The organism is Pseudomonas atacamensis, assembly GCF_017167965.1.
In the GTDB taxonomy this organism is placed as follows: Bacteria; Pseudomonadota; Gammaproteobacteria; order Pseudomonadales; family Pseudomonadaceae; genus Aquipseudomonas; species Aquipseudomonas atacamensis.
Genome location: NZ_CP070503.1, coordinates 4727363 through 4753604 on the forward strand (window position 1 = coordinate 4727363; position 26242 = coordinate 4753604).

32 protein-coding genes are annotated in these 26242 nt (G+C 58.9%); 10 read left to right on the forward strand and 22 right to left on the reverse strand.

Going from position 1 to position 26242, the window contains the following annotated elements; translation table 11 throughout:
• Window positions 1–166: 166 nt before the first annotated feature.
• From JWU58_RS21580 to JWU58_RS21590, 3 genes are read right to left on the reverse strand one after another with little or no spacing between them, the layout of a single operon-like run.
• On the reverse strand, window positions 167–850 hold the full coding sequence (locus JWU58_RS21580) for a serine/threonine protein phosphatase (RefSeq protein ID WP_206420957.1): 684 nt from the start codon (window positions 848–850) through the stop codon (window positions 167–169).
• Window positions 847–1545 carry a hypothetical protein gene (locus JWU58_RS21585; RefSeq protein WP_123442998.1) on the reverse strand — a complete coding sequence of 233 codons (699 nt, stop codon included), beginning with the start codon at window positions 1543–1545 and terminating at the stop codon, window positions 847–849. The genes JWU58_RS21580 and JWU58_RS21585 overlap by 4 nt, the downstream gene beginning before the upstream one ends.
• Before the next feature lies 1 nt (window position 1546).
• On the reverse strand, window positions 1547–2314 hold the full coding sequence (locus JWU58_RS21590) for a MarR family transcriptional regulator (protein ID WP_123442999.1): 768 nt from the start codon (window positions 2312–2314) through the stop codon (window positions 1547–1549).
• A gap of 474 nt (window positions 2315–2788) precedes the next feature.
• Between JWU58_RS21590 and JWU58_RS21595 the strand changes: the two genes are divergently transcribed.
• A complete protein-coding gene (locus JWU58_RS21595; protein WP_125918029.1) occupies window positions 2789–3115 on the forward strand; it encodes a DUF3077 domain-containing protein in 327 nt (108 codons plus the stop codon).
• Between the two features lie 197 nt (window positions 3116–3312).
• Here the strand turns inward: JWU58_RS21595 and JWU58_RS21600 are convergent, their stop codons facing one another.
• Window positions 3313–5154, reverse strand: coding sequence for a potassium transporter Kup (locus JWU58_RS21600; RefSeq protein WP_371699263.1), 1842 nt, complete (start codon window positions 5152–5154; stop codon window positions 3313–3315).
• 349 nt (window positions 5155–5503) lie between these two features.
• Between JWU58_RS21600 and rimO the strand changes: the two genes are divergently transcribed.
• The 6 genes from rimO to tsaA all read left to right on the forward strand — a co-directional run bounded on the left by rimO (window position 5504) and on the right by tsaA (window position 10738).
• A complete protein-coding gene (rimO, locus tag JWU58_RS21605; protein ID WP_024011887.1) occupies window positions 5504–6841 on the forward strand; it encodes a 30S ribosomal protein S12 methylthiotransferase RimO in 1338 nt (445 codons plus the stop codon).
• A 218-nt stretch (window positions 6842–7059) separates the two neighbouring features.
• Entirely contained in the window at window positions 7060–7533 is a 474-nt protein-coding gene (locus JWU58_RS21610; protein WP_073475936.1) for a GNAT family N-acetyltransferase, read from the forward strand.
• A gap of 191 nt (window positions 7534–7724) precedes the next feature.
• Window positions 7725–8435, forward strand: a complete 711-nt coding sequence (locus tag JWU58_RS21615) for an rRNA pseudouridine synthase (protein WP_133335055.1) — start codon at window positions 7725–7727, stop codon at window positions 8433–8435.
• Between the two features lie 70 nt (window positions 8436–8505).
• Entirely contained in the window at window positions 8506–8973 is a 468-nt protein-coding gene (locus JWU58_RS21620; RefSeq protein WP_016771408.1) for a YehS family protein, read from the forward strand.
• A gap of 129 nt (window positions 8974–9102) precedes the next feature.
• Entirely contained in the window at window positions 9103–9873 is a 771-nt protein-coding gene (locus JWU58_RS21625) for an SDR family oxidoreductase (RefSeq protein ID WP_206420958.1), read from the forward strand.
• A 166-nt stretch (window positions 9874–10039) separates the two neighbouring features.
• Window positions 10040–10738 carry a tRNA (N6-threonylcarbamoyladenosine(37)-N6)-methyltransferase TrmO gene (gene tsaA, locus JWU58_RS21630; protein ID WP_206420959.1) on the forward strand — a complete coding sequence of 233 codons (699 nt, stop codon included), beginning with the start codon at window positions 10040–10042 and terminating at the stop codon, window positions 10736–10738.
• A 173-nt stretch (window positions 10739–10911) separates the two neighbouring features.
• Here tsaA and fpr read toward each other — a convergent pair whose 3' ends face one another.
• A complete protein-coding gene (gene fpr, locus JWU58_RS21635) occupies window positions 10912–11691 on the reverse strand; it encodes a ferredoxin-NADP reductase (RefSeq protein ID WP_007908723.1) in 780 nt (259 codons plus the stop codon).
• 132 nt (window positions 11692–11823) lie between these two features.
• Between fpr and JWU58_RS21640 the strand changes: the two genes are divergently transcribed.
• Window positions 11824–12750, forward strand: a complete 927-nt coding sequence (locus JWU58_RS21640; RefSeq protein WP_024011881.1) for a LysR family transcriptional regulator — start codon at window positions 11824–11826, stop codon at window positions 12748–12750.
• Here the strand turns inward: JWU58_RS21640 and JWU58_RS21645 are convergent.
• The 3 genes from JWU58_RS21645 to JWU58_RS21655 form a co-directional block, all read right to left on the reverse strand.
• Complete coding sequence (locus JWU58_RS21645; protein ID WP_016771411.1) at window positions 12747–13109, reverse strand: diacylglycerol kinase; 363 nt, start codon at window positions 13107–13109, stop codon at window positions 12747–12749. The two genes, JWU58_RS21640 and JWU58_RS21645, sit on opposite strands and share 4 nt — an antisense overlap.
• Window positions 13110–13182: 73 nt before the next feature.
• Window positions 13183–13833: a response regulator transcription factor ErdR gene (erdR, locus tag JWU58_RS21650; protein ID WP_123443004.1), complete on the reverse strand. Its 651-nt coding sequence runs from the start codon at window positions 13831–13833 to the stop codon at window positions 13183–13185.
• Between the two features lie 223 nt (window positions 13834–14056).
• On the reverse strand, window positions 14057–14803 hold the full coding sequence (locus tag JWU58_RS21655; RefSeq protein WP_122882023.1) for a tRNA-uridine aminocarboxypropyltransferase: 747 nt from the start codon (window positions 14801–14803) through the stop codon (window positions 14057–14059).
• A 189-nt stretch (window positions 14804–14992) separates the two neighbouring features.
• On the opposite strand from JWU58_RS21655, the gene JWU58_RS21660 reads away from it, so the two are divergent.
• Window positions 14993–15418 carry a PA3611 family quorum-sensing-regulated virulence factor gene (locus JWU58_RS21660; protein ID WP_007908738.1) on the forward strand — a complete coding sequence of 142 codons (426 nt, stop codon included), beginning with the start codon at window positions 14993–14995 and terminating at the stop codon, window positions 15416–15418.
• Here the strand turns inward: JWU58_RS21660 and JWU58_RS21665 are convergent, their stop codons facing one another.
• Window positions 15419–15616, reverse strand: coding sequence for a hypothetical protein (locus JWU58_RS21665; protein ID WP_016770569.1), 198 nt, complete (start codon window positions 15614–15616; stop codon window positions 15419–15421). It lies immediately after the preceding gene.
• Window positions 15617–15957: 341 nt separating this feature from the next.
• On the opposite strand from JWU58_RS21665, the gene JWU58_RS21670 reads away from it, so the two are divergent.
• Complete coding sequence (locus JWU58_RS21670) at window positions 15958–17073, forward strand: LOG family protein (RefSeq protein ID WP_122751961.1); 1116 nt, start codon at window positions 15958–15960, stop codon at window positions 17071–17073.
• 59 nt (window positions 17074–17132) lie between these two features.
• Here the strand turns inward: JWU58_RS21670 and recX are convergent, their stop codons facing one another.
• The 13 genes from recX to JWU58_RS21735 form a co-directional block, all read right to left on the reverse strand.
• Window positions 17133–17603 carry a recombination regulator RecX gene (gene recX, locus JWU58_RS21675; protein ID WP_122610679.1) on the reverse strand — a complete coding sequence of 157 codons (471 nt, stop codon included), beginning with the start codon at window positions 17601–17603 and terminating at the stop codon, window positions 17133–17135.
• Window positions 17604–17611: 8 nt separating this feature from the next.
• Complete coding sequence (gene recA / locus JWU58_RS21680) at window positions 17612–18670, reverse strand: recombinase RecA (RefSeq protein ID WP_024011876.1); 1059 nt, start codon at window positions 18668–18670, stop codon at window positions 17612–17614.
• 83 nt (window positions 18671–18753) lie between these two features.
• Window positions 18754–19254, reverse strand: a complete 501-nt coding sequence (locus JWU58_RS21685) for a CinA family protein (protein WP_038861108.1) — start codon at window positions 19252–19254, stop codon at window positions 18754–18756.
• Between the two features lie 67 nt (window positions 19255–19321).
• Window positions 19322–19840: a lysis system i-spanin subunit Rz gene (locus tag JWU58_RS21690; protein WP_206420960.1), complete on the reverse strand. Its 519-nt coding sequence runs from the start codon at window positions 19838–19840 to the stop codon at window positions 19322–19324.
• A complete protein-coding gene (locus tag JWU58_RS21695; protein WP_206420961.1) occupies window positions 19819–20385 on the reverse strand; it encodes a glycoside hydrolase family 19 protein in 567 nt (188 codons plus the stop codon). Before JWU58_RS21695 ends, JWU58_RS21690 begins: the two co-directional genes overlap by 22 nt.
• Before the next feature lie 36 nt (window positions 20386–20421).
• Window positions 20422–20676 carry a hypothetical protein gene (locus JWU58_RS21700; RefSeq protein WP_123443010.1) on the reverse strand — a complete coding sequence of 85 codons (255 nt, stop codon included), beginning with the start codon at window positions 20674–20676 and terminating at the stop codon, window positions 20422–20424.
• Window positions 20676–21836 (reverse strand): glycine-rich domain-containing protein, encoded by a 1161-nt coding sequence (locus JWU58_RS21705; protein ID WP_206420962.1) that lies wholly within the window; start codon window positions 21834–21836, stop codon window positions 20676–20678. The genes JWU58_RS21700 and JWU58_RS21705 overlap by 1 nt, the downstream gene beginning before the upstream one ends.
• Window positions 21837–21845: 9 nt before the next feature.
• Window positions 21846–22277: a phage tail assembly chaperone gene (locus JWU58_RS21710; protein ID WP_123443012.1), complete on the reverse strand. Its 432-nt coding sequence runs from the start codon at window positions 22275–22277 to the stop codon at window positions 21846–21848.
• A gap of 2 nt (window positions 22278–22279) precedes the next feature.
• Complete coding sequence (locus JWU58_RS21715; protein WP_206420963.1) at window positions 22280–23017, reverse strand: gp53-like domain-containing protein; 738 nt, start codon at window positions 23015–23017, stop codon at window positions 22280–22282.
• Window positions 23018–23055: 38 nt separating this feature from the next.
• On the reverse strand, window positions 23056–23523 hold the full coding sequence (locus JWU58_RS21720; protein ID WP_123443014.1) for a phage tail assembly chaperone: 468 nt from the start codon (window positions 23521–23523) through the stop codon (window positions 23056–23058).
• Window positions 23523–24449, reverse strand: a complete 927-nt coding sequence (locus JWU58_RS21725) for a glycine-rich domain-containing protein (RefSeq protein ID WP_123443015.1) — start codon at window positions 24447–24449, stop codon at window positions 23523–23525. Before JWU58_RS21725 ends, JWU58_RS21720 begins: the two co-directional genes overlap by 1 nt.
• 82 nt (window positions 24450–24531) lie before the next feature.
• Complete coding sequence (locus tag JWU58_RS21730; RefSeq protein WP_206420964.1) at window positions 24532–25092, reverse strand: tail fiber assembly protein; 561 nt, start codon at window positions 25090–25092, stop codon at window positions 24532–24534.
• Between the two features lie 7 nt (window positions 25093–25099).
• Window positions 25100–26140 carry a phage tail protein gene (locus tag JWU58_RS21735; protein ID WP_123443017.1) on the reverse strand — a complete coding sequence of 347 codons (1041 nt, stop codon included), beginning with the start codon at window positions 26138–26140 and terminating at the stop codon, window positions 25100–25102.
• Between the last annotated feature and the right edge of the window lie 102 nt (window positions 26141–26242).

Sequence of the window (26242 nt, forward strand, 5' to 3'; positions counted from 1 at the left end):
CTTCACAGTTGCGGGGGCTTTTTACATTCCAGCAGCCACCAAAATCCCTGTGGGAGCGAGCTTGCTCGCGAATGCGGTGGGTCAGTTTACAGATTCGTCGACTGACACTACGCCTTCGCGAGCAGGCTCGCTCCTACAAGGGGTTGCGCTGGATTCAGGCAACTCGTCAGTCGCGCTGGCCAAGCTGAACATCTATCCACGTGACATCATCGTCGCCAACGCTAAAGTCGCTATCCGGCGCCGCCAACAAACTGCTTTGCTGGACTTGCGTCAAGTCCGCCCAAAAGCCATCAGTGACAAATACCAAGCGCTCAACAGCCTCCAGTTCACACCAAACAAAGTCAGGGTTCGGAACCCGATTGATCTTCAAGCATCGCGTTACTGAATTTCGAGCTGGATCTTGCGCCAACTCACAGTGCGAACGGTCGCGCCGCCAATTGGCCTTGCAGTGAGGAGGCGTAATCCACTCGATGGCTCCCAACAGCGTCACAATCCCGCATGAACAGTCACCTTCGTATGCAACGGTGAGTCGGCCATGAGCGACCAAGCCAATCAGGTAACAGATGGCTCCCGTCTGATCAGCAGGCAACGACGCATGAAAATCCGACAGTATTGAACCCAATAGACGCTCGATAGCTCCGGGTTCTGCAGGATAGCCCCCCTGCTCCAACTGTGTGGAATGAGCCGCCAACATGCCGCTTACGAAGCATTCAGCCAGCTGTCCACTGCCGCGCCTTGAAGTGCCATCCGCGACAACAAAAAAACCACGGTCACCCTCACAGGTAGCTCCGGCATAGTCATTATTTGCTCTGCTGGCTTGCCCAGTGATTGATCGGGAGAGGTATCTCATGCGCTGGCCAGCGCTTTCATACGCCTGTGAATAATCTGCCCTCTGCCTGGATTCGCCTGCACCGAGCCTGAACTTTCGATCACGTAGCCAACCCCATCGAGCGCCATCAGCTTCTGGACTCCCTCTGTAATGAATGCCTTGAGGTCCTTGTCAGCCTGGACCACCTCCTCCAACAGCTCAGGCCGACCATCGATCAAGATGATCATATCCTCGACATCCTTGTGATAAGGATCGCCATTTCCCCGACCGGCGAAAGCTTCCAGTTTCGTCGCGAGAAAATACGCGGGCTGGAATATCTGGATGGCAGTGCCGCTGGGCAGGGTGAATTTATCCGCCCTCGCCAGCCCCTCGACGAACCAGCGGTTGGCATAGCCGAGCACTGCAGGGTCGGAAGGCATAACATCCACGACAACGTCATTGAAGCGAAAACGACAATTCACCTCGTCCTCACCCGTGATCTTGAATCCCTTGGCCGCCAGCCGTTCGGTGAGTTGGTTCCAGGCGCTGATACCGGCCAACTCGATCACTAGATCAACGTCATCAGTGAAACGAATGTCGTCCAGCACGGCTGTATCTGTAACCAGCATGGCGGTTGTGCAACCGCCAACAAAAGCAACTTCGGCGAGAAACGCCTCGCCCAAGCCTCCAGCCACGAACTCAATGAGTTCGTAGTTGTGATCCGCGTTTGACGACATGTTATTTCAGCCCCATCCCTGCCTTCAGAATACTGATTGCCACACCACACTCACGCGGACCACCCAGACGGATTGCATCAGCGAGCGCCAGATAGTGGTAAAGAATCCGGTCTTTTTTCACCGCTTCCGGCACTGTTTTGTAAAGCGGCTCGATCGCTTGGCCTCGCTCGGTTCCCTGCGCATCCGGCCAGACCGGAATCAAACCACCCGCACTCTTGATGCTTTTGGACAGCGCAGGCGCTGCAAAACCTGTGGGTATGCCACGAACCATCGCGCCAGGCTTGACCGGGAAGAAGTACTTCAGCGCGTGCTCGGTAATTTTCAGCAGTTCCCGGCGGTGCACTTTGGCAAGCCCGGTGTCGTAATCATGAATGAGCAATCCAGATTCCCGGCACCGGGCGAGAGCATTTGAGACTTCGCTTTTGCTCAGTCCGAGAGAGGCAGACAGCGCACGTAAGGAGTACCGATCACTCCAACTTGTCAGCGGTGGATCAGATGCCGGTTCCGCCCATCCCTCCCAACCTGGCCCATCAGCGAAAGGCGAGTCGAATTCGCGGCGCAGGAAGAGAGTGTCTTCCCCATCAGTGGAATAGGTGACCAATGGCTTCCCCACACTTTGCCCTGCGGTCATTCGGCTGACGACATAAGGCCTGAGCAGCTCTTCGACCCTGTCCGAATTCGATTCGGCCTCCATCTCCCCCATGAGGTTCTCTTCCTGAGCGTGCAGACTGGCCATTTTGAACAATAATAAAATGTCTTGACTCTTCATTTAGATCAAAACCTCAAGTGTCCACATTCCATAAAACGTGGACACTTGTCTCACTACCGAGGCCGGGTCGTCAAGCCCTTGGGTAAATCACTAATCGCTGCATACCTTGCCCGCATATCGTCATGGCTGTGTTCGTGTCAGACGTTTAGTATCGTTTACTTCCAGTTTCGCAATATCAGATGACACCCACAGACCTTGTAGGCAAACTCCGAAACTCGTGTTCGGGCGCTTTGCCGCTCTATTGCGCTGTTTTTCGACGGGATACTCTCCGGACGTCGCTGACCCATTCAGCGATCGGGTGTGGTAACCCGGAGAAACCATCGCAACAGCGCGCTCCTCAAGTTATGGCGGCTGTGCGTGGGACGCTTTCGGGCGTGCCGGTTTCCTTGGTTCCCGGTTTACCACCCTGCGTACAGTTGCCTCCCTTTCGCGTGGTAACGAAAGTCGCGGCACTTCGAACCAAGGAGTAACACGATGACCGAAACTGATCTGCACGGACTTGCAAACGCTAAAACCATCGGCTTCACCCCTTTCCTCTACAACTCGGATCGAGCGTTCTTCAACGTCCGCGCCGGCATCCCGATCATCGATGCCTTGTCCCAATCCTCCGACCTGCTATCCCTCGCCAAATCCTTCGCCGAGGATGCTGCTTTCATCAAAGACACCGACCGCCACGCCTGGGCTGCGCATTACCTGACGGTGATGGGCAAGGCCTTGATTGATGACGTGATCCAAGCGCTGATCCCACGACCTGCTCGCACAAAGACCGAATCCGAAGAAGAATTGCCTGAAAGCCACTAACACCACAGAACCCTTGTGGGAGCGAGCTTGCTCGCGAATGCGGTGGGTCAGCCGAAGAATGCTTCTCCTGTCACTCAGCCTTCGCGAGCAAGCTCGCTCCCACAGGGGGATTTGCGTGGGTTTGAGGTTTATGTGCAGGCACAAAAAAGCCCCCGACAGCCTTGAAGCTGACGGGGGCTTTTCAGTTGAGGCGCAGGCTACATCTCCACCTGCGTCCCCAACTCAATCACTCGGTTCAGCGGTAGATTGAAGAACCGCAAATTGCCATTGGCATTCTTCAACATGAACGCAAACAACGCCTCACGCCAACGCGCCATGCCTTCCAGTTTCGAGGCAATCACCGTTTCGCGGCTGAGGAAGTAAGTGGTACGCATCGGGCTGAAGTCCAGATCATCCAGATGACACAGCTTCAACGCCTGCGGCACGTCCGGCTCGTCGGTGAAGCCGAAGTGCAGGATCACCCGGAAGAAGCCTTCACCGTGCGCTTCCACTTCAAAACGCCGCGATGGCGGTACGCGCGGGATGTCTTCGTAGACCACCGTCAGCAACACCACTTGCTCATGCAGCACCTGGTTGTGCAGCAGGTTGTGCAGCAGCGCGTGGGGCACGGCGTCGGAGCGGGCGGTGAGGAACACGGCGGTGCCCTGCACGCGATGCGGCGGTTGCACGCGGATGCTGCTGATGAAGATCGGCAGCGGCAGCGCGCCTTCGTCGAGGCGTTCGACCAGCAGCTGTTTGCCGCGCTTCCAGGTGGTCATCAGCACGAACAGCGCGATACCAGCGATCACCGGGAACGCGCCGCCCTGAACGATCTTCGGCACGTTGGCAGCGAAGTACAGGCCATCCACCAGCAGGAAGCCAAGCAACACCGGCACCGCGAGGATCGGTGGCCACTTCCACAGCAGCAGCATGACCGCCGACACCAGAATGGTGGTCATCAGCATGGTGCCAGTCACTGCCACGCCGTAGGCCGAGGCCAGTGCACCGGAGGATTCGAAGCCCAGCACCAACAGGACCACGCCGACCATCAGCGCCCAGTTCACCGCACCGATGTAGATCTGGCCCTGCTCGTCGCTGGAGGTGTGCTGGATGTACATGCGCGGGATGTAACCGAGCTGGATCGCCTGACGGGTCAGGGAGAACGCACCGGAAATCACCGCTTGCGAAGCGATCACCGTGGCCAGGGTCGAAAGGCCGACCAGCGGAATCAGCGCCCAGCTCGGCGCCAGCAGGTAGAACGGGTTACGCGCGGCGTCAGGGTTTTCCAGCAGCAATGCGCCCTGGCCGAAGTAGTTGAGTACCAGCGCCGGCAGCACCAGCAGGAACCAGGCGCGGGCGATCGGCTTGCGGCCGAAGTGGCCCATGTCGGCGTACAGCGCTTCGGCGCCGGTCAGCGCCAGCACAACCGCGCCGAGGATCGCTACGCCCATGCCCGGGTGCACGACGAAAAAATTCACCGCCCACATCGGGTTCAGCGCGTGCAGCACTTCCGGGGTGTGGCTGATGCCGTACACACCAAGGGCGCCGAGGACGAGGAACCAGGTGACCATGATCGGCCCGAACAGAATGCCGATCCGCGCGGTACCGTGGCGCTGAATCAGAAACAGCGCGACCAGCACCACCAGCGACAGCGGCACCACCCAGTGATCGATGCCTTCAAACGCCAGGCCGAGGCCTTCAATCGCCGACAGCACCGAAATGGCCGGGGTGATCATGCTGTCGCCATAGAACAGCGCCGCGCCGATCAGCCCGCACACCACCAACAGCGTGCGCAGGCGCTTGCGCCCCGCCGCTGCCCGCCGTGCCAGTGCCGTCAGGGCCATGATGCCGCCCTCGCCCTGGTTGTCGGCGCGCAGGACGAACATCATGTACTTGATCGAGACCACCCAGATCAGCGACCAGAAGATCAACGACAGAATGCCCAGCACGCCGTCGTGATTGACCGGCACACCATAACCGCCGGAAAACACTTCCTTGAGCGTGTACAACGGGCTCGTGCCGATGTCGCCATAAACCACCCCGACTGCCGCGACCAGCATGCTCAGCGGTCTGCTTGCCGAACCCTCGGCGCCCGCCGCATGACTACTTGCCTGACCCATCCAACACTCCTGATCTCGATACCGGCTTCTTTGAAGGAAGCACTATGCTTTGAGTTGCAGCATGCGCTGTTTTACCTGTTGTTACAGACCAATGATTGACTGCACGAAATCGGTAAAGCTCAACGGCGCGAAGCATAGCGCAGCACTCGTCGTATTTCCCCGTATAAAGCTGGTCAAGTGCGTTGCCCGCCGCTAGAATTGCGCACTTTTTGATCAGAGGCGCATCTCAAGCGCCCATCCGTCAGCTGCCGCGCGTGGCCAGCGACGTCACAAAACACCGAGGTTAGACATGTCCACCACTCCTGCGCCGGCCAATCCAAAGGTTGGCTTTGTATCTCTGGGTTGCCCGAAAGCACTGGTCGACTCCGAGCGCATCCTGACCCAGCTGCGCATGGAAGGCTATGACGTGGTGTCCACCTATCAGGACGCCGACGTCGTGGTGGTCAACACCTGCGGCTTCATCGATTCGGCCAAGGCCGAGTCGCTGGAAGTGATCGGCGAAGCGATCAAGGAAAACGGCAAGGTCATCGTCACCGGTTGCATGGGCGTGGAAGAAGGCAACATCCGCGACGTACACCCGAGCGTGCTGGCCGTGACCGGTCCGCAGCAGTACGAGCAAGTGGTCAACGCCGTGCACGAAGTGGTGCCGCCGCGTCAGGATCACAACCCGCTGATCGACCTGGTGCCACCGCAAGGCATCAAGCTGACCCCGCGCCACTACGCGTACCTGAAGATTTCCGAAGGCTGCAACCACAGCTGCTCGTTCTGCATCATCCCGTCGATGCGCGGCAAACTGGTCAGCCGTCCGGTTGGCGATGTGCTCGACGAGGCGCAGCGCCTGGTCAAATCCGGCGTTAAAGAGTTGTTGGTGATCTCGCAAGACACCAGCGCTTACGGCGTTGATGTGAAATATCGCACCGGTTTCTGGAACGGCGCGCCAGTGAAAACCCGCATGACCGAGCTGTGCGAAGCGCTGAGCACGCTGGGCGTCTGGGTCCGCCTGCATTACGTTTATCCGTACCCACACGTCGACGAGCTGATTCCACTGATGGCCGCCGGCAAGATCCTGCCGTACCTGGATATCCCGTTCCAGCACGCCAGCCCGAAAGTCCTGAAGTCGATGAAACGCCCGGCGTTCGAAGACAAGACCCTGGCGCGCATCAAGAACTGGCGCGAAATCTGCCCGGACCTGATCATCCGTTCGACCTTCATCGTCGGCTTCCCGGGCGAAACCGAAGAAGACTTCCAGTACCTGCTCAACTGGTTGACCGAAGCCCAGCTCGACCGCGTCGGCTGCTTCCAGTACTCGCCGGTGGACGGCGCACCAGCGAATGATCTGGATCTGGAAGTGGTACCGGACGACGTCAAGCAGGATCGTTGGGAGCGCTTCATGGCGCACCAGCAGGCGATCAGCTCGGCACGCCTGCAAATGCGCATCGGTCGTGAGATTGAAGTGCTGGTGGATGAAGTTGACGAGCAAGGTGCGGTCGGCCGTTGCTTCTTCGACGCCCCGGAAATCGATGGCAACGTGTTTATCGACAATGGCAGCAACCTGAAGCCGGGCGACAAGGTCTGGTGCAAGGTGACTGACGCAGACGAATATGATTTGTGGGCTGAGCAGATCTAAGCACCGCAAAATACCTGTGGGAGCGAGCCTGCTCGCGAATGCGCTGGGTCAGTCGCTGTAAATATTGCCTGACACAATGCCTTCGCGAGCAGGCTCGCTCCCACAAGTGAATAGCGCTGTATCCAGAAGCCCCGCTCTTTTCCGAGATACGGGGCTTTTTTGCGGCTATCGTTTAGCGGGGGACGGACTCCCTTGAACCGCACAAGAGGCACACGCACATGCGTCAGCATTCGGTCATTCACACACCGAAAATCAGCGATTACGAAGAACTGACCCGGGTCTGGGAGGCCTCGGTCCGTGCGACTCACCAGTTCCTGCCGGACAGCTACATCGAGCTGCTGCGCAATCTGGTGCTCACCCGCTATCTTGATGCGGTCATGCTGATCTGCACCAAGGATCGCCAGCAGCGCATCACCGGGTTTGCCGGTGTGGCGGCGGGCAAGATCGAAATGTTGTTCATCGATCCTGATCATCGTGGTCAAGGCTTGGGCAAGCAGTTGCTGCGCTATGCGATCGAACGGCTCAACGCCGATGAACTCGACGTCAATGAGCAGAACCCGCAAGCCTTGGGCTTTTATGAAAAGCAGGGATTTGAAGTGATCGGCCGCTCCGAGGTCGATGGCATGGGCCAGCCGTATCCGCTGCTGCATATGCGCTTGCGGCAGTCCCAGCAGCGCTCAAGCAACGGCTGACACACCATGAAACCCCTTTGGGAGCGAGCCTGCTCGCGAATGCGGTGTATCAGTCACTGCAAACATTGACTGGCAGGACGCCTTCGCGAGCAGGCTCGCTCCCACATTGAATACAGCGCCTGCAAATGGAACCGGGCTTAACCGCTTCCACACAGGTACAATGCCCACCCCTTTTTTGTTACGGCCCCGTCATGACTGACCCGATTCGCCTCTCCAAACGCCTCATCGAACTGGTCGGTTGCTCCCGCCGGGAGGCCGAGCTGTTCATCGAGGGCGGCTGGGTCACCGTGGACGGCGAAGTCATCGATGAGCCGCAATTCAAGGTCGGCGAGCAAAAGGTCGAGCTCGACAAGGACGCCAAGGCCACCGCGCCGGAGCCGGTGACCATCCTGCTTAACGCGCCCGCCGGCATGGATGTCGACAGCGCCATGCAATCGCTCAGCGCCGAAACCCTCAGCGAAGAGCATCGCTACGGCAAGCGTCCGTTGCGCGGACATTTCCTGCGCCTGACCGCCAGCGCCGACCTGCAGCCCAAGGCCAGCGGCCTGCTGGTGTTCACCCAGGACTGGAAAATCCTGCGCAAGCTCACCGCCGACGCTGCGAAGATCGAGCAGGAATATATCGTCGAAGTCGAAGGTGAGATGGCTGCCCACGGCCTCAATCGCCTGCAGCATGGCCTGACGCACAAGGGCAAGGAGCTGCCGCCGGTCAAGGCCAGCTGGCAGAACGAAAACCGCCTGCGCTTCGCCATGAAAAACCCGCAGCCGGGAATCATCGCGCAGTTGTGCGAAGCGGTTGGCCTGAAGGTCATCGGCATCCGTCGTATCCGCATCGGCGGCGTGTCGATCGGCAAAGTCCCGCTCGGCCAGTGGCGCTACCTGTCCGGCAAAGAGAAGTTTTAAGACTTCCTCTGCCGCCCCACATTCCGGCAGCGCCCGCGAGCGCTGCCCACAACGCATCAGGAATACCGACATGGTTCATAACGACGTACTGCGCAGCGTGCGCTACATGCTCGACATCAGCGACAAGAAAGTTGTCGAGATTATCAAACTGGGCGGCATGGACGTCACGCTCGCCGATGTCATCACCTGGCTCGACAAGAAAGAAGAAGACGAAGAAGGCTTCGTACGTTGCCCGGACGAAGTCATCGCGCATTTCCTCGACGGCCTGGTGATCTTCAAGCGCGGCAAGGACGAAAGCCGTCCGCCGCAACCGATCGAAGTGCCGGTGACCAACAACATCATCCTGAAAAAACTGCGCGTGGCCTTCGAGCTGAAAGAAGACGACATGCACGCTATCCTCAAAGCCGCCGAGTTTCCGGTATCCAAGCCAGAACTGAGCGCGCTGTTCCGCAAGGTCGGCCACACCAACTACCGTCCTTGTGGCGACCAGTTGCTGCGTAATTTCCTCAAAGGGCTCACGCTGCGCGTGAGAGCCTGAAAACAGCTGCAAGCTACAAGCTACAAGCGGCAAGTCGGAGCACGGTGTTTGACTTGCCGCTTGTAGCTTGCAGCTCGAAGCTGGCCGCATGGCCTAGAGTGTACTGATCCCTAATCTTCAGGACTCGCCATGCATCCCTACTTTTCCCTGCAAGGCCGCACCGCTCTGGTGACAGGCGGAACCCGTGGTATCGGCAAGATGATCGCCAAGGCCTTCGTCGAGGCCGGCGCCCATGTCTACGTGTGCTCGCGCGACGTCGAAGCCTGTCATCAAACCGCGGAAGAACTAGGCGCCCTGGGCACTTGCCACGGTGTGGCGGCGAATCTGGCCACCGAAGACGGCGTGCGGGAACTGGCCGCGCGTCTGGGTGAGCAGATCACTCATCTGGACATTCTGGTGAACAATGCGGGCACCACATGGGGCGCGCCGCTGGAGAGTTATCCGGTCAAGGGCTGGGAAAAGGTCATGCAGCTCAACGTGACCTCGGTGTTCAGTTGCATCCAGCAGTTTCTGCCGTTGCTGCGCAAGGCTGGCTCGGCGGCGAATCCGGCGCGGATCATCAATATCGGTTCGGTGGCGGGGATTTCTTCGTTTGGCGAGCAGGCATATGCCTACGGGCCGAGCAAGGCCGCCCTGCATCAGTTATCGCGCATTCTGGCCCGGGAACTGGTGAGCCAGCACATCAACGTCAACGTGATTGCGCCGGGACGATTTCCGAGCAGGATGACCCAGCATATTGGTAATGATGAACAGGCGTTGGCTGAGGATACTGCACTGATTCCGATGAAGCGCTGGGGGCGTGAGGAAGAGATGGCGGCGCTGGCGATCAGCCTGGCGAGTACGGCGGGGGGTTATATGACCGGGAATATTATTCCTCTTGATGGCGGATTCAGTCTGTAGATCGGCGGCGCGGCCTTCGCGAGCAAGCTCGCTCCCACAGGGATCTTGTGCACGCCATAGATCCAATGTGGGAGCGAGCTTGCTCGCGAATAGGCCAGCCCTGCCACCCCCAGACTTGAGACGGGACGGGTTATCATGCCCCCCTGCCCCGCTTCGAATGCAAACCATGACTTACAGCGTCTCCCCCATCGGCTTCGTGCGCTCCTGCTTCAAGGAGAAGTTCGCCATCCCCCGCCAGCCACAACTGGCCCCGGCCGCCCGTGGCGTGCTGGAACTGGTCGCGCCGTTCGATCAGGGTGACGCCGTGCAGGGGCTGGAACAGGTCAGCCATGTGTGGCTGTTGTTTCTGTTCCATCAGGCCCTCGAAGACAAGCCACGCCTGAAGGTGCGCCCGCCTCGCCTGGGCGGCAACAAGTCGATGGGCGTATTCGCCACCCGCGCCACGCACCGCCCCAATGGCATCGGCCAGTCAGTGGTAAAGCTGGACAAAGTCGAAGGCAATCGCCTGTTTATTTCCGGCATCGATCTGCTCGACGGCACGCCGGTGCTGGATATCAAACCCTATGTGCCGTATGCCGACATCATCCCTGGGGCGACCAATGACATCGCCAGCGCCGCGCCGCAGCTGATCGACGTGCAGTGGGCGGATTCAGCCTTGAAACAAGCGCACACCCACGCTCAGCGGCTTGAAGAGCCATTGGTTGAGCTGATTGAACAATGTCTGGCTCAGGATCCGCGCCCGGCGTATCAGACACCGGCACCGGAACGTGAATATGGTGCGCAGTTCTGGGACCTGGACGTTCGTTGGCACTACCCGACGCCCGAACAGATCCGCGTGCTGGAAGTCATCCCGGCCGAGGCATAAAGCCCGCAAACGAAAAAGCCCGCGCTGCCTTCTCAGGCAACGCGGGCTTTTACTGTCACACCCAAAAACCAACTGTGGCAGCGAGCCTGCTCGCGATGGCGTCGTGTCATGCAACATCAACGTTGATGACAGACCGCATTCGCGAGCAGGCTCGCTCCCACATGTATCGCAGGTTATTTTTCGACGAACGCACGCTCGATCAGGTAATCACCCGGCTCGCGCATCCGCGCCGAGATCTTCAGGCCGAAGCTGTCGAGCACTTCGCTGGTCTCGTCGAGCATGCTCGGGCTGCCGCAGATCATCGCGCGGTCGTCCTGCGGGTTGATCGGTGGCAGGCCGATATCGCTGAACAGCTTGCCGCTGCGCATCAGGTCAGTCAGGCGGCCCTGATTCTCGAACGGCTCGCGGGTCACGGTCGGGTAGTAGATCAACTTGTCACGCAGCGCTTCGCCGAAGAACTCGTTCTGTGGCAGGTGCTCGGTGATGAATTCGCGGTAGGCGACTTCGTTGACGTAACGCACACCGTGAACCAGGATCACTTTCTCAAAGCGCTCGTAGGTTTCCGGGTCCTGAATGACGCTCATGAACGGCGCCAGACCGGTGCCGGTGCTGAGCAGGTACAGGTGCTTGCCCGGGTTCAGGTCATCGAGAACCAGCGTGCCGGTAGGCTTCTTCGAGATGATGATCTCGTCGCCTTCCTTCAAGTGCTGCAGCTGGGAGGTCAGCGGACCGTCCTGCACTTTGATGCTGAAGAATTCGAGATGCTCTTCCCAGTTCGGGCTGGCGATCGAGTAAGCGCGCATAAGCGGGCGGCCGTTGGGCTGTTGCAGGCCGATCATCACGAACTGACCGTTCTCGAAGCGCAGGCCCGGATCGCGGGTGCACTTGAAGCTGAACAGAGTGTCGTTCCAGTGATGAACACTGAGGACACGCTCGTGGTTCATGTTGCTCATGTACGTTTGACTCCTGGAGATTGGTCTGCGCGGCTCAATGAGGCTCAACGTGCGCAATTGCATCGCATTCTAATAGCGACGACAATATCTGTTAACTGGATTATTAAGATAAGGGTTATCGGTTATATCGATATGCGATTTACTCTCCGTCAACTGCAAGTCTTCGTCGCCGTCGCCCAGCAGGAAAGCGTATCCCGTGCTGCGGGTCTGCTCAACCTCTCGCAATCGGCGGCCAGCACTTCGATCACCGAGCTTGAGCGCCAGTCCAGCTGCCAGCTGTTCGACCGCGCCGGCAAACGCCTGAGCCTCAACGCCCTCGGCAAACAACTGTTGCCGCAAGCGGTGGCCCTGCTCGACCAGGCCAAGGAAATCGAAGACCTGCTCAATGGCAAATCCGGTTTCGGCTCGTTATCAGTGGGGGCGACGCTGACCATTGGCAACTATTTGGCCACCCTGCTGATCGGCAGCTTCATGCAGCGGCACCCCGAAAGTCAGGTCAAGCTGCACGTGCAGAACACTGCCAATATCGTGCAACAAGTTGCCCACTACGAAATTGATCTGGGTCTGATTGAAGGCGATTGCAGCCACCCGGACATCGAAGTGCAGAGTTGGGTCGAGGATGAGCTGGTGGTGTTCTGCGCGCCGCAGCATCCGTTGGCCAAACGCGGCAGTGCCACAATGGAAGAGCTGACCCATGAGGCATGGATTCTGCGCGAGCAGGGTTCCGGCACGCGGCTGACCTTCGACCAGGCCATGCGTCACCATCGCAGCGCGCTGAATATTCGCCTGGAGCTGGAACACACCGAGGCGATCAAACGCGCGGTGGAATCAGGCCTGGGGATTGGCTGCATTTCGCGGCTGGCGCTGCGCGATGCCTTCCGGCGCGGCAGTCTGGTGCCGGTGGAGACGCCGGATCTGGACCTGGCCCGGCAGTTCTATTTCATCTGGCACAAACAGAAATATCAGACTTCAGCGATGCGCGAGTTTCTCGAGCTGTGCCGAGCATTCACCGCCGGGGTGCAGCGCAGCGACGAGATCGTCTTGCCGACTATCGCTTAAAGCAGAATCACCGCCCACACCAGCCCGATCATGCTCAGCGCCACGAACTGCGCGGCGCTGCCCATGTCCTTGGCGTTCTTCGACAGCGGGTGCAATTCCAGCGAGATGCGGTCAATGGCCGCTTCCACCGCTGAGTTGAGCAGCTCGACAATCAGCGCCAGCAAACACACCGCGATCAACACCGCCTGCTCGACCCGGCTGACATTAAGGAAGAATGTCAGCGGAATCAGCACCACGTTGAGCAGCACCAATTGGCGGAATGCCGCTTCGCCAGTGAAGGCGGCGCGCAGGCCATCGAGCGAATAGCCGGACGCGTTGAGGATGCGTTTCAGGCCGGTCTGGCCCTTGAAAGGTGACATAAGGAAAAACCAGCCAAAAAGGAGTGGGGAAGCTAGATCAACGAAAGTCAAAAAAGCGTGAAACCGCCAGCCATCACTGGCTGGGAATTGACTCAAGTTGTTGCAGCAGTAAAGCCGCTTGCGTGCGAGTGCGCACGTTCAATTTGCGAAAGATCGCCGTGACGTGGGCCTTGATGGTCGCTTCCGACACGCTCAGCTCATAAGCGATCTGCTTGTTCAGCAAACCTTCGCAGACCATGGTCAGCACCCGGAACTGTTGCGGCGTCAGGCTGGCGAGGCCATCGCTGGCAGCTTTCGCCTCATCCGACACGCTCACCGCTTCGAACGCTTGCGGCGGCCAGAACACGTCGCCATCGAGCACCTTGCGCACCGCTTGCTGAATCACGCTCAGATCGCTGGATTTGGGAATAAAGCCACTGGCGCCGAACTCGCGGGACTTGACCATCACCGAAGCTTCTTCCTGGGCAGAGACCATCACCACCGGAATCTGCGGATACTGCCCGCGCAGCAGCACCAGCCCGGAAAAACCGTAGGCGCCGGGCATGTTCAGATCCAGCAGGACCAGATCCCAGTCAGCCTTTTCGGTCAGGCGCGCTTCAAGCTCGGCGATGCTCGCCACTTCCACCAGCCGCACGTCCGGGCCAAGGCCCAGCGTCACCGCTTGGTGCAGGGCGCTGCGAAACAGGGGGTGATCATCGGCAATCAGGATGTCGTATGTGGCCATTTTTCAAATGATCCTGTTTTTGATGGCAGACGCGGTAGATTCCGGTCTGGCCAAAGCAACTCGAGACAGCGCTTGGAAGCGATATCCACAGGGGCACGTTCGACGCCAATCAACAGCAAACACGGCGTCTCAAACCTTGGCCGCACCCTAATCGGCGCCAAGCATGCCCAGCGCAGCCGGGGTGGTCAAGCAAGATGGCCAGCGCTGTGGACAGTATGGGCCACTATCGGGCCAACTCCGGCTGCGGCTTTCGTATATAGGGCAGCAGCTCGGCGTGAGCGGGCGTTGATTCATTCATGTCCAGTTGCTGCTTGGCACCGAGGTAATGCTGGCTGAACACATCGAAATAGGCGTCCAGCGCCGAAGCGGCATCGCTGTCACCGGCCAGCTCCAGGCACAACGCCGCAACTTCAGCGGTGCACAGGTGCTCGCTGCGGGTCGAACGGCGCAAGCGATAGCGCGAGAGTTTGTCGGGCAGCAGGCTGAGGATTGGCAAGCGGTCGAAATACGGACTCTTGCGAAAGATCTTGCGCGCCTCGGTCCAGGTCGCATCCAGCAGTATGAACAGCGGGCGCTTGCTGCTATCGACTGTCACCGTGTTGGTCACCCGCGACGGTTCGACATACTCACCCGGAAACACCAGATACGGCTGCCACTGCGGATCGTTGAGCAGTGCAAGCATCTGCGGGTCGGGCTCGGTGCGCGACCAGATGAACGCATGGTTGTCGCGCACCACGTCGGCAATCAGCCAACCGGTGTTGCTTGGCTTGAACACTTCCTTGCCGGTCATGATCAGGCACACGCCGGAACGGGTGTCGACGCTTGGCCGCCACGCGCACAGGCAATGACTGATGATGACCCGGCAATCGCGGCAACGCTCGGAGCGAAAGCCGCGCGCCTGAATCGGCTTGATGCCTTCATCCTCGCGCTGATCGCGCAGGCGGGCCACGGCGTTGGGGGCATGGATCATCGCAAGCAACACCGGCAGACAGGAAAACTCGACACGAACGACACTCGGCAGGGCTATAAAGGCCGGCAGTTTACCAGAGCGACGGCCACAAGCCTGTACCGTCCAGACCGGCTCACCTATAATTCGCCGCCACTGAACGCACCGCCCCGTGACGGGTCGAACCACCAGTCACCGAATCAGGAGAGTTTCATGCTGCGCCTTATCGTTCCCACCGCTGCCATTCTGCTGGCGTCGTCCTTTACCGCTCAGGCTGCGTCCCTGAGTGAGCAGAATCTGAACCGAGAGCTGCGCAACGTCGCCGCCCAAAGCAGCGTCGGCACGCCACGGGCGATCAATGAAGACATTCTTGATCAAGGCTACACCGTCGAAGGCACACAGCTGATCAACCATCTGAGCGTGCAAAAGAGCCACGCCGACAAGATGCGCGCCGATCCCAAGGCTGTGTATTTCCAGTTGGGCGCGTCGGTCTGCAACAACCCGTCGTATCGCAAGCTGATGGCCAAAGGCGCGATCATGCGTTACGACTTCACCGAAGTGAAAACCAACAAAGCGATCGGTTCGGCCAGCTATCAGGAATCCGATTGCCCGAAAGCCGCGCCAGCAAAGAAGAAGTAATCAGCGCGAAGCCTTGGCGCGCCGCTGTTCATCCTCGGCGCGCAGTTCCGCCACTAGCGCCTGCAGATAGCGCGAGCGGCGTTCGCCGCCGGCCAATCGTCGGCAGCACTCTTCTTCGAGACTCAATTGATGCGTCTCGGCCGACTCCTGCAACATTCGATACAGCTGAGTATCGATCTCCAGAACCACTCTGACCATGCATCCCGCCTCCTTGCCACCCACGAATCCTTGAATTGCCTGGCCTTGCGCAAGCGCAAGGTTGTCTTGCGACGTCTGTATTTGAGTAAATCAGAGTGATGGCCCTTTGCGACACGTTCAGACGAGCGGCGACGCTTTGGCGCAAATCAGTAAGCGGTTGCCAGGCAAAACGTTACAGCGCACTGTTCAAGTCAGCGCGAATGCGTGCGAGGGTCTAGATTGAGAGTATTCCCGATCATTCGTTAACGGCAGAAATGGAACTGCCGGCCCTGTGTGTTTTTGCAGTGCGACCCGGACGCTGGTTGTCAGGGCTAACCGCTCTGTACAGAAGGAGACGTTGAATGCCTTATCAACCGAATGACCTCTTGAGCCGTCATTTTCAAGAAAGCGGCGACCTCATCAGCCAGGTCGAAGCCCAACTCAACCGTGTTTCCACCGACAGCCCGAACATCCCCATCTACCGCGACATGATCCTGACCGTGCTGCGCATGGCTCAGGAAGACCACAACCGCTGGAACGCCAAGATCACCCTGCAAGCCCTGCGTGAACTGGAGCAGGCGTTCCGCGTGCTCGAACAATTCAAGGGCCGGCGCAAAGTCACCGTGTTCGGCTCGGCACGTACGCCAGTGGAACATCCGCTATACGCGATGGCCCGCGAACTCGGCGCAGCGCTGACGCGTGCAGAGATGATGGTCATCACTGGCGCCGGCGGCGGCATCATGGCCGCCGCCCACGAAGGAGCCGGTCGAGATCACAGCTTGGGTTTCAACATCACCCTACCCTTCGAACAACATGCCAACCCCACCGTCGACGGCACCGATAATCTGTTGCCATTCCACTTTTTCTTCACCCGCAAACTGTTCTTCGTCAAAGAGGCAGACGCGCTGGTACTGTGCCCGGGCGGGTTTGGCACCCTTGATGAAGCGCTGGAAGTGCTGACGCTGATTCAGACCGGCAAAAGCCCATTGGTGCCGGTGGTGTTGCTGGATGTTCCGGGCGGTACCTTCTGGCAAGGTGCGCTGGACTTCATCCGCAATCAGCTGGAAGAAAACCGCTATATCCTGCCTACCGATATGAAGTTGATGCGACTGGTTTACAGCGTTGAAGACGCGGTGGACGAGATCAATCAGTTCTATAGCAACTTCCACTCCAGCCGCTGGCTCAAGCGGCAATTTGTGATTCGCATGAACCACAAGCTCAGCGACCAGGCACTGACGCAGATGCAGGAAGAGTTCGCCGATCTGTGCCTGAGCGACGAGTTTCATCAACACGCCTACAGCGGTGAAGAACACGACGATGCACAGTTCAGCCATCTGGCACGGCTGGCGTTTGCCTTCAATGGCCGTACTCATGGTCGTCTGAGGGAGTTGGTGGACTTTATCAATCTGCCGGAAAACTGGGCCGATTCGAAACCGCCCACTGCACAACGCTCACGCGAGCCTTTCAACGTAATTTGAAGGCAAAAAAAGGGCCCGCTATTTTCTAAAAAATAGCGGGCCTTTTTTGTTGAATCGGTCTAATCGTCCATCCCTCGACCGCTGAACAAGCGGTTGATCATCTCCATCGAGAACCCCCGATACGCCAGAAACCGGCCTTGCTTGGCCCGTTCTTTCGCATCAATCGGTAAATGTCCGGAGAACTTGCGCTGCCACGTATCCTGAAGCTGCGCCTGCCAATTGATACTGCTTTCGCGCAGGGCGATTTCGATATCGGTACGTTGCAAACCCCGCTGGCTGAGCTCCTCGCGAATTCGCAGAGGGCCATAGCCGGAACGGGCGCGGTAGGAAACAAAACTTTCAAGGTAGCGGGCTTCGGAAAGCAGCCCCTCTTCCGTCAAACGGTCGAGGGCTGTTTCGATCAGCTCCGCCTCGGCGCCGCGCTGACGCAGCTTACGCGTCAACTCGACTCGACCATGCTCGCGACGTGCGAGCAGGTCCATAGCGGTTCGCCGCACAGCGACGAGGGTATCCAGTACGGCGGTGGTCATCGCTGGTATCAGAGGTCAGCGTCGGCCAGGTCGTCTTCGGTCTCTTTGACCGCCGAGGCCTTGGAGTCCGCGATCACCGCTGGCGACAGCAGCTTGTCACGCAGCTGCTTCTCGAGCTTCGCGGCAATTTCCGGGTTGTCCGCCAGGAACTTGGCCGAGTTGGCCTTGCCCTGACCGATCTTGGTGCCTTCGTAGGCGTACCAGGCGCCGGACTTCTCGACGAAACCGTGCAGCACACCCAGGTCGATCATCTCGCCGTTGAGGTAGATGCCTTTGCCGTAAAGAATCTGGAACTCGGCCTGACGGAACGGCGAAGCCACCTTGTTCTTCACAACCTTGACGCGGGTTTCGCTGCCGACCACTTCGTCGCCTTCCTTCACCGCGCCGGTACGGCGGATGTCGAGACGAACCGAGGCGTAGAACTTCAGCGCGTTACCACCGGTGGTGGTTTCCGGGCTGCCGAACATCACGCCGATCTTCATACGGATCTGGTTGATGAAGATGACCAGGCAGTTGGCGTTCTTGATGTTACCGGTGATTTTACGCAGCGCCTGAGACATCAGACGTGCTTGCAGGCCGACGTGCATGTCGCCCATTTCACCTTCGATTTCAGCCTTCGGTACCAGTGCCGCCACGGAGTCGACGATGATCACGTCAACGGCGTTGGAGCGCACCAGCATGTCGGTGATTTCCAGGGCCTGTTCGCCGGTGTCCGGCTGGGAAACCAGCAGATCATCGACGTTGACGCCCAGCTTGCCGGCGTACTCTGGATCGAGTGCGTGTTCGGCGTCGACGAATGCGCAGGTCGCGCCGGCTTTCTGCGCCTGGGCGATCACGGACAAAGTCAGTGTGGTTTTACCGGAGGATTCAGGACCGTAGATTTCAACAATACGGCCTTTTGGCAGACCGCCGATGCCGAGTGCGATATCCAGACCCAGAGAGCCAGTAGAGATGGCCGGGATCGCCTGACGGTCCTGATCGCCCATACGCATTACGGCACCCTTGCCGAATTGACGTTCGATCTGACCCAGGGCCGCAGCCAAGGCTTTCTTCTTGTTGTCGTCCATTAAAGTCCTCACGTAATCAATAAGGCCTGACGGCCAACACCTGTATAAGTAGCCAGTATTATTCCACAGCGTTCGAAGATCGCCTACCCCTGATTTTCGATTTCTCGTGCCGCTAGTCGCACAAGCCCCTCTAGCGCGGCCTTCACCGTTTGTCGGCGGACCTCATCACGGTTGCCGGGGAAGTGCTGAACCTCACTGTAAACCTCATCGCCAACACCCCAGGCCAGCCATACCGTGCCCACTGGCTTGTTCGGCGTGCCGCCGTCGGGGCCGGCAACACCGCTGACCGCCACGGCAAAATGCGCCAGGCTGTGCTGCTGCGCACCGCGCACCATGGCCTCGACCACTTCGCGACTGACCGCCCCTACCGTCTCGAACAAATCGCCCGGCACATCCAGCTGCCGAGTCTTCTGCCGATTGGAATACGTCACGTACCCCGCTTCAAACCAGGCCGAACTGCCCGGAATCCGCGTAATCGCTTCGGCAATCCCGCCACCTGTGCAGGACTCGGCGGTAGTGACATGGGCATTGAGCACTTGCAGACGTCGGCCCAGTTCTGCGGCCAGTTGGGTGGTCTCTTTCACGGCGAGCTCCGGATCGTGTGGAATGCCTTCACCGTACACGAGCCGGCCATGCTTTCAATACACAGAATCATTCAAGATGTTCGGACGCCAGCGCTCTGACATAGGCCTGACAGGCCTGCAGGGCAATCAATCCGCGGTCGCCGGTGTCGGTGATGGCGATAATTCGTTGAGCATGCGCCGGGTCAAGTCGGGCGCGTACGGTTGCAGAATCCACGCCGCTGGTGCCGGCGGTGGCTGGCATCGCACCGCCATGGGCAACGTCGCCGGCGTCGAGAAGGACTGACAGCCGCACATCGGCAGTAGCAAGGCGATCGCGCAGGCGATCCTGATCACGTTGGGCATCGCTCAGCGCTCGATAATGGGTTTGCTCACTGGCCGCGAGCCGCTGCTCCAGTGCAAGGCGTTTGTCCTGCTCGGCCTGTTGTGCGCTCGCGGCGGTCAGAGTGAGTTGATTTTGCGTTTCGGCGTTTAACCGCGCCTGCTCGGCCAATTGCCGCCCGTAGCGCCAGTCCTGAAACTGCCAGGCTGCTGCAAACGCCCCGGCCACCAGCAGCAACAGACCCATCACGCGCCAGGAGCCGGACATAGCACCGCCCTCGCCCGTGCCCAGATCTCGAGTCGATCCTGCAAGCCGTTCAACCCGCCGTTGATCCGCCGGGTGATGGTGTTGAACTGATCGCGATCGGCCAGTTCGTTCAAGCCCTTCTGCGCCCAGAACCACGCCGCCGATTCGGCCGCCCACTGCGGTTGCTCGAGCAGTTCGGGCAATGCCAACAGGCGCTCATCGCCGAACAAGCCGAGGCTGCACTGACGATAATTTGCCCGGCCGGTGATCTGAATCAGTCCACGCCCGCGATACTTTTGCCCGTCACCGTCGGCTTCCGGAGTATTGCCCAGACGCAGCGCCAGGGTGCCGGTATCGTATTTGCTCAGGTACTGGTTGTTGCCCAGTTCGCGCACGTAACGCAATTGGCCCGACTCGTGGCCGACCTGTGCGAGGAACGCCGCTATACGTTTCGGCGTATCGATGCGATGTCTGGCCATCGCGGTGTTGAGGGCCGAAACGAAAACGCCCGCTTGGGAGCGGGCGTTGGGCATGATGTCGACAAGGTGTTTTTCAGTTAATTGCATGATGCTTGATCCTCCCTGGATGTTGTCCCGATTGAATCATGGTTGGCGGCTGATGCCCGTCAGCCATTTTTTTGCCAGAGTTTTCAGGCTGCTGTCCGGTGCAAGTTCTTCGGGCACGTCGAACACCCAACCGAGGGTACCGAAGTGGGCGGTCCAGTCGATTTGCGGTACCGGAGTGATTTCAGTGATGTCGACCCAGAGCAGATCCGGATGAAACATCTCGGCCATATTGCCATCGGTGGAGAACAACTCGACCACGGTGCTGTTGAAGATGCGTGCGTAGGTTTTCATCAGGCGTACTCATAGATGATCACGGCGCCCGAGGCACCTGCGCCACCTGGTCTGCCAGGTTGATTGGGGGCGTTGGCGATTCCTCCTGCACCGGAGCCGAAACCGGAACCGGGTGCAGCCAGAGAGCCTGCTGCGCTGCTGCCAAAACCGCCTCCGCCCCATGGCGAGCTGCCACCGTGCCCAGCAAGGGTTGAGCCGTTGACAGACATCCCGGAGGCGCCCGCATTTCCGGCACTATTGAAGATGTTGCCGCCACTGGCCGTCTGACCGGGATAGCCTCCGGTATAAAGCCCCATGCCCTGATTCGCGACAAAGCCAATCCACGGCGACCCTCCACCACCGGCAGCAGAAACCAGCGAGCCAAAAGAACTGGTACCACCACCTCCGGCATTCCCCGCTGCGAGTCCCGCGCTTCCGCCAGCCCCCACCGTGACAACCTGACGAGAACCAATCGTCTCGGAAGGTAACCACGCTTCAGCATAACTACCGGAGGCGCCGCCGCCCACGGTTGCATACTGGGAAGTTGTGGTCGCCCCGACTCCCGCACTTCCACCACCACCGCCCACAACCTTGACCAGAACGTGCTTCGTCCCGGCTATCGGCTCATAGGTACCGGATACGGTAAACGTCTTTACCTCCAACAACCGGCCGCTCGCAGCACTACCACCGCTCGCATACACCAGCACCCAACTGTCCAGCGCCGCGCTATACACCACCGAACACACACTGCTGCCGACAATCTCCGCTGGCCGCAACGCACTCAGCCCAAGGCTCAATAGCGGCCTGGGCATCAACCCGTTCGGTGCAAACGTACTCGCCCCGGTATTGGCATTACCGGCAGTAAAGCGCAGCGCCAATCCGTCCTTCAGTGCGGTGACGGCAGGCAGATAATTGGCCATGTAGAGATTGGCCGCGCCGATGTCAGTGGCATGTTTGTCTTCACCTGCCTGACTGAGCTTTTTCATCGCTTGCAACAACTGGGTTGCATCGGCTTCGCTCGGCTCAAGGCCGGCTGATTTGACGACGTTCAACAATTCATCGGTAACGCTGTTGCCCCAGGTCGCCGGGATCAACGATCCGGGCAATCCCGCGACGACGTCTTCATTGACGAATTTGCCATTCACCAGCCCGACGCTGGGAACGCTTTTAGGATAATCCATGTCGACTCCTCAGCCATTGGCCTGTCGCAAACCGTCAAGCCAGTCAGGTTCGACCGGGCGCGAACGGGCATCGGGGAAGTCCGGATGATTGGGCCAGTCGCGCAGAGCCTGCCGGTAGGCGAGGAGCTCTTTGAACTCCTCGGTACGCAAGGTTGTGCCCTCGCCCATTTCCAGTTCTTCGGCATCGCGAAGGACCAGCCATTGAGTACGATCCAGTGCCTTGTCGCGCCAGAACCTTTCTGCGGCGTCGGTGGTTTGTCCAGCCAACACCACCCGCTGTGGACGCCCATTAGCGTTCAGCGAAAGAACTGTCCCTGCCGGAGCATTAGAGACCAGCGCGCAATACTCGCCCTCGCTCAACGCAAAAGCGTCAGCGGGGATATTCGCACCGTGTAGATCTGAATGATAAAAGCCAGAAGTTTGCGGAGAGAAATAATACATATTCAGTACCCTATACTGATTACGCGAGCAGCAATGGAGCCTGTCGGATAATCAGGACAGCGAACATTGATGCCCGCCAGCCGACTGATCGTCGCGTTGTTCCAAACCAGTAAAGTTGCCGATGAAGTGCCCTCATGGGTAGCGACTGCGAGAAATAAAGCGTTGGGAAACATCAATGGCCATGGGTTTACATCGCCATAATTACTATTGCCTGCCTGGCTGGCACTGCCACTGATCCATTGGATAATGACGCCACCCATCCACGAAGGAAAAACAACATAACCTGATGCCCCTAACCTAACCATGAACCCGAGTCTGAGCTTTTTAGGGGTCACAATAGATGTGTCACTGACACCGGCGTTGACCTCTGCCTGAGAGGCGATTTTTGCGGTTCCTACGAGGGACTCTGTGGCCTGTTGCACTTTTTTCGCAATGGCTTGAAAGACTCTTAACGGCGTCATCAACCGTGTAGTGCTGGTGCCGGATTCGGCTTCGTCCTGACTGGCAAGACTCTCGCTTTGCTTCCTCGCTATAAGCGAGTCAATGGCCGCTTTTAGTTGAGTGTTATCACTTTCATCAGCGGCCGCTCCTGAGCCTTTGATGACTTCCAGAATCTCCTGCGTAACGGCATTTCCCCAACTTGCCGGAATCAACGAACCCGGCATTCCAGTGAGAGCGTTTTCATCAACAAACCTGCCATTCACCAGGCCGGCGCTGGGAATATTTTTTGGGTAGTCCATCAATCTTCTCCATATTTTCAAAGCATCAACAAAACGTCTCAGGCAGAAACGCCGACCATCCACTCGGGTGCAGCCGGACGGAAAACCACTTCCGGGAAGTGGCTGGAATCAGGCCAGTCGCGCAGCGCTTGTCGGTACTCGAGCAGTTCCAGATATTGCGCAGCCTTGAGCAAGGTTCCGCGCCCCAGTTCCTGCTCATCGCGATGGCGAGTGACCAGCCATTCAGTCGCAGAAAGGGATGCCTGACGCCAGCTACGTTCGGCTGTCGAAGGCGCTTGATCTGCAACAACCGACGCTTGGAGGATCACCGGACTTTCCTGCGCGGGCAGTGGGTCGGCAGCTGTCGGCGTCTCACTGATCGGTGCGCCGATCTCGACCGCCTGACCATCCGGCACTCGCACCATCGACTCGACAAAGGACGGTGCAAACAGTTGACTGATTGCGTAGTCACCCGTGTCTATCCGTTCGACGACTACGCCGTTTTCGATCCGTGCATAAACGGCCATTACTCGTACTCCCAGATTTCACAGAAGGCGTTACCGCCAACACCGCTAAGGACAGAGGCGGACGTACTGGTCGAACAAGAACCACTGCCACCCGAGCCTCGGACGCCTGCGAAACCCGGATTGTTTACGCCCCTGTACGGGCCGCCACCGTCAAACGGACTCGCCGCTCCGCCTCCGGAGAGCATTCCCCAATTGCCGTTGAACATTGCGTAGCCACCGGTGTGCCCCCGAGCATTGGCAAGGTTGCCGCCCACGGCGTCTTGACCTCCCGTCCCACCCTGAACGTACCCCGAGGAAGAGGTTGTCGTATCGATGGTCAGGATCTGTGCACCGCCGCCTCCTGTAACGCTCATGTAAGAGCCGAAGGAAGCCCCACCACCTGCCAGGCCCATCGAAGGGCTGGCAGCTCCACCGGCCCCCAAAGAAACAGGTACGCCGGCAAGCATCTGGGGCGTCACGTCATACAGACTCTCCGCATAGGCCCCCGATCCGCCGCCGCCACCGAGACGTAGGTTCCCGGAGGCGACAGGTGCACAACCGCCGCCAGATCCACCGCCCCCCACCAGTCGAACACGAATACGTTTGGCCTTGGGGTTAGGCTTGTAAACCGTGATCCCGACCGTTTCGAACTGCCTGACTGCCAACAACCGTCCCACCGCATCGGTGATGCCATAGCCGGCCAACGTGGTTGGGGTATTTTTCAGTTTGTTGAAGTCGACCAGTGCCCCGATTGCGCTGGCTAATTGATCAGTTCTGGCTTCATCCGGCGTCAATCCGGCAGCCTTGATCGCGTTGAGAATTTCTTGCGTGACGCTGTTGCCCCACGCAGCGGGAATCAACGATCCCGGTGTTCCGGCGAGCGGGTTTTCATCGACGAAGCCGCCGTTGACCAGCCCCACGCCGGGAATGTTTTTTGGATAGTCCATGTCGGCACCTTCTAGGTTTTACAGGCAGCCGAATGCCGGCAGCACAGGCCGTCTGTAAGGTTTTTATTGAGTGATTGGCGAGTTACACGGTCGGCGGCGCAGGCCAGTCAATAACCGATGGATAATCCGGCTGCTGCTCGATCCGAGCCAATGTCAACGCATAACGCTTCCACGTTTGCAGAGTGGTCAACTGATCACTGCTCGCCTCGCCCAACTCATAGGCATATTGCAGAGGCGCAACCCGAATGACTGCTTCGCGCAGCCTGCTGTCCCGATCGATCTGCGCGTGCACGATAAGACCTGTGCGCTCGGCTTCGACATCCAGTTCCCAATCGTCACTCTTCCAGAAGTGATAGATACCCGGTCTAGGCTTGGCTGTTAGGTGATCGGGTAGGCACCCCAATTGCGCCCAGTACAGGGGATTGCCATTGTCTTTGCGAAAAACCGTGCGGTTGCGCAAATCCACCGCTTGCAGGGCGCGCTGATTGCGCCATACCCAGACATGTCCGGAGTCGGCCGCAGGCAACACTTGCGGCAGCTCGATTGCATTGCCCGGTACAACAACCCCCATGCCTGGGCAAACCGGCAGTTCGACGGGCCCGGTCAGTTCCCCGGTGAGTTCGTTGACATAGTAATAAGCCATAAATACCTCAAATCAGTTTAAGGCGACCTGGATACGCAATGTTTCTAGGTCGGGCCATTCCCCAATAAGGGGCGCTGAAGTTTTCAGCATTAGTGGCAGTGACGTAGTACGTCAGGCCGAGGAAAGCGGTCGAATCTGCCCCGATCGTCGCCAGATTGCCGATTGCGTGCACCGCAGGGGCGGATCCGTTATCACCGGCGATGTTGGTTCCCGTCTGCCATGAGCCGGCCACTCGGCCCGCATCAATATTGCGTTGCTCATCCAGCATCCGCAGGAACTCGCCGCGAACCTCAGGCCCGCGAAAGATCTTGATGCCGTCACCGCTGCTCCAGCCACCCGCGCGGTCAGCTTCGGCACGCAACATTCCCGATTGAACAGCGTGATCCCAGAGCCACGGCCATTCGGCACGCAGAAACTCACGACCGTTGAGTGCGCCATATCCACCTGGGCTGAGTGCGGTCGACGTCTCAAATACAATCCGTCCCAACGCACTGCCATCGAAGCGCCCTACCGGCCACCAGTTACCCGAACCATCGCTGCGCAGGTGCCACCAATCGCCCGCCCCCATCAGCACCAGAAACGGGTAGCCGTTTGCCGACAGATGAGTATGAAAGCGGACTCGATCATTGCCGGCGGCTTGCACTACCAAGCGGTTAGCGCTGTTATCGGTTCGACGGACAATGACGTCGCGCACACCGGAAAGAGCGTTCACCGGCGGCAAAGTGATCGTTACATCGGCTCCATTGGCACTGATCAAGACCAGCCCCAGCTCATCGGCAATCAATGTCTTGGATCCGGAAACTTCCGTCACCCGTGATGCCATGGGACTGGCCAGGCTCAGAAGTTTTTTGAATGCCGCCAACAACTGATCCGTAGCGGCTTCGGCCGGGGTGATTCCGGCCGCCCTGATAACGCTTAGCAACTCTTCGGTGACACTGTTGCCCCACACCGCCGGGATCAACGATCCCGGCGTACCCGCCACCGGGTTTTCATCAACGAAGCGGCCATCAACCAAGCCGACGCTGGGGACGCTTTTTGGATAATCCATAGGTTGTTCGTTCCTTTGAAATGACAAATGACCGGCGTCGACACGGCGCCTTTTAGGTGCCTGCCCGCGGTCTGTTTTCTGAAAATAAAAAGCCCACAACGA

Bases quoted from the DNA above. Each gene is read 5' to 3' on its own strand.
- JWU58_RS21580 (WP_206420957.1), bottom strand. From the start codon at position 850: ATGAGATACCTCTCCCGATCAATCACTGGGCAAGCCAGCAGAGCAAAT.
- JWU58_RS21585 (WP_123442998.1), bottom strand. From the start codon at position 1,545: ATGTCGTCAAACGCGGATCACAACTACGAACTCATTGAGTTCGTGGCT.
- JWU58_RS21590 (WP_123442999.1), bottom strand. From the start codon at position 2,314: ATGAAGAGTCAAGACATTTTATTATTGTTCAAAATGGCCAGTCTGCAC.
- JWU58_RS21595 (WP_125918029.1), top strand. From the start codon at position 2,789: ATGACCGAAACTGATCTGCACGGACTTGCAAACGCTAAAACCATCGGC.
- JWU58_RS21600 (WP_371699263.1), bottom strand. From the start codon at position 5,154: ATGCTGGTCGCGGCAGTCGGGGTGGTTTATGGCGACATCGGCACGAGC.
- rimO (WP_024011887.1), top strand. From the start codon at position 5,504: ATGTCCACCACTCCTGCGCCGGCCAATCCAAAGGTTGGCTTTGTATCT.
- JWU58_RS21610 (WP_073475936.1), top strand. From the start codon at position 7,060: ATGCGTCAGCATTCGGTCATTCACACACCGAAAATCAGCGATTACGAA.
- JWU58_RS21615 (WP_133335055.1), top strand. From the start codon at position 7,725: ATGACTGACCCGATTCGCCTCTCCAAACGCCTCATCGAACTGGTCGGT.
- JWU58_RS21620 (WP_016771408.1), top strand. From the start codon at position 8,506: ATGGTTCATAACGACGTACTGCGCAGCGTGCGCTACATGCTCGACATC.
- JWU58_RS21625 (WP_206420958.1), top strand. From the start codon at position 9,103: ATGCATCCCTACTTTTCCCTGCAAGGCCGCACCGCTCTGGTGACAGGC.
- tsaA (WP_206420959.1), top strand. From the start codon at position 10,040: ATGACTTACAGCGTCTCCCCCATCGGCTTCGTGCGCTCCTGCTTCAAG.
- fpr (WP_007908723.1), bottom strand. From the start codon at position 11,691: ATGAGCAACATGAACCACGAGCGTGTCCTCAGTGTTCATCACTGGAAC.
- JWU58_RS21640 (WP_024011881.1), top strand. From the start codon at position 11,824: ATGCGATTTACTCTCCGTCAACTGCAAGTCTTCGTCGCCGTCGCCCAG.
- JWU58_RS21645 (WP_016771411.1), bottom strand. From the start codon at position 13,109: ATGTCACCTTTCAAGGGCCAGACCGGCCTGAAACGCATCCTCAACGCG.
- erdR (WP_123443004.1), bottom strand. From the start codon at position 13,833: ATGGCCACATACGACATCCTGATTGCCGATGATCACCCCCTGTTTCGC.
- JWU58_RS21655 (WP_122882023.1), bottom strand. From the start codon at position 14,803: ATGATCCATGCCCCCAACGCCGTGGCCCGCCTGCGCGATCAGCGCGAG.
- JWU58_RS21660 (WP_007908738.1), top strand. From the start codon at position 14,993: ATGCTGCGCCTTATCGTTCCCACCGCTGCCATTCTGCTGGCGTCGTCC.
- JWU58_RS21665 (WP_016770569.1), bottom strand. From the start codon at position 15,616: ATGGTCAGAGTGGTTCTGGAGATCGATACTCAGCTGTATCGAATGTTG.
- JWU58_RS21670 (WP_122751961.1), top strand. From the start codon at position 15,958: ATGCCTTATCAACCGAATGACCTCTTGAGCCGTCATTTTCAAGAAAGC.
- recX (WP_122610679.1), bottom strand. From the start codon at position 17,603: ATGACCACCGCCGTACTGGATACCCTCGTCGCTGTGCGGCGAACCGCT.
- recA (WP_024011876.1), bottom strand. From the start codon at position 18,670: ATGGACGACAACAAGAAGAAAGCCTTGGCTGCGGCCCTGGGTCAGATC.
- JWU58_RS21690 (WP_206420960.1), bottom strand. From the start codon at position 19,840: ATGTCCGGCTCCTGGCGCGTGATGGGTCTGTTGCTGCTGGTGGCCGGG.
- JWU58_RS21695 (WP_206420961.1), bottom strand. From the start codon at position 20,385: ATGCAATTAACTGAAAAACACCTTGTCGACATCATGCCCAACGCCCGC.
- JWU58_RS21700 (WP_123443010.1), bottom strand. From the start codon at position 20,676: ATGAAAACCTACGCACGCATCTTCAACAGCACCGTGGTCGAGTTGTTC.
- JWU58_RS21705 (WP_206420962.1), bottom strand. From the start codon at position 21,836: ATGGATTATCCTAAAAGCGTTCCCAGCGTCGGGCTGGTGAATGGCAAA.
- JWU58_RS21710 (WP_123443012.1), bottom strand. From the start codon at position 22,277: ATGTATTATTTCTCTCCGCAAACTTCTGGCTTTTATCATTCAGATCTA.
- JWU58_RS21715 (WP_206420963.1), bottom strand. From the start codon at position 23,017: ATGGACTACCCAAAAAATATTCCCAGCGCCGGCCTGGTGAATGGCAGG.
- JWU58_RS21720 (WP_123443014.1), bottom strand. From the start codon at position 23,523: ATGGCCGTTTATGCACGGATCGAAAACGGCGTAGTCGTCGAACGGATA.
- JWU58_RS21725 (WP_123443015.1), bottom strand. From the start codon at position 24,449: ATGGACTATCCAAAAAACATTCCCGGCGTGGGGCTGGTCAACGGCGGC.
- JWU58_RS21730 (WP_206420964.1), bottom strand. From the start codon at position 25,092: ATGGCTTATTACTATGTCAACGAACTCACCGGGGAACTGACCGGGCCC.
- JWU58_RS21735 (WP_123443017.1), bottom strand. From the start codon at position 26,140: ATGGATTATCCAAAAAGCGTCCCCAGCGTCGGCTTGGTTGATGGCCGC.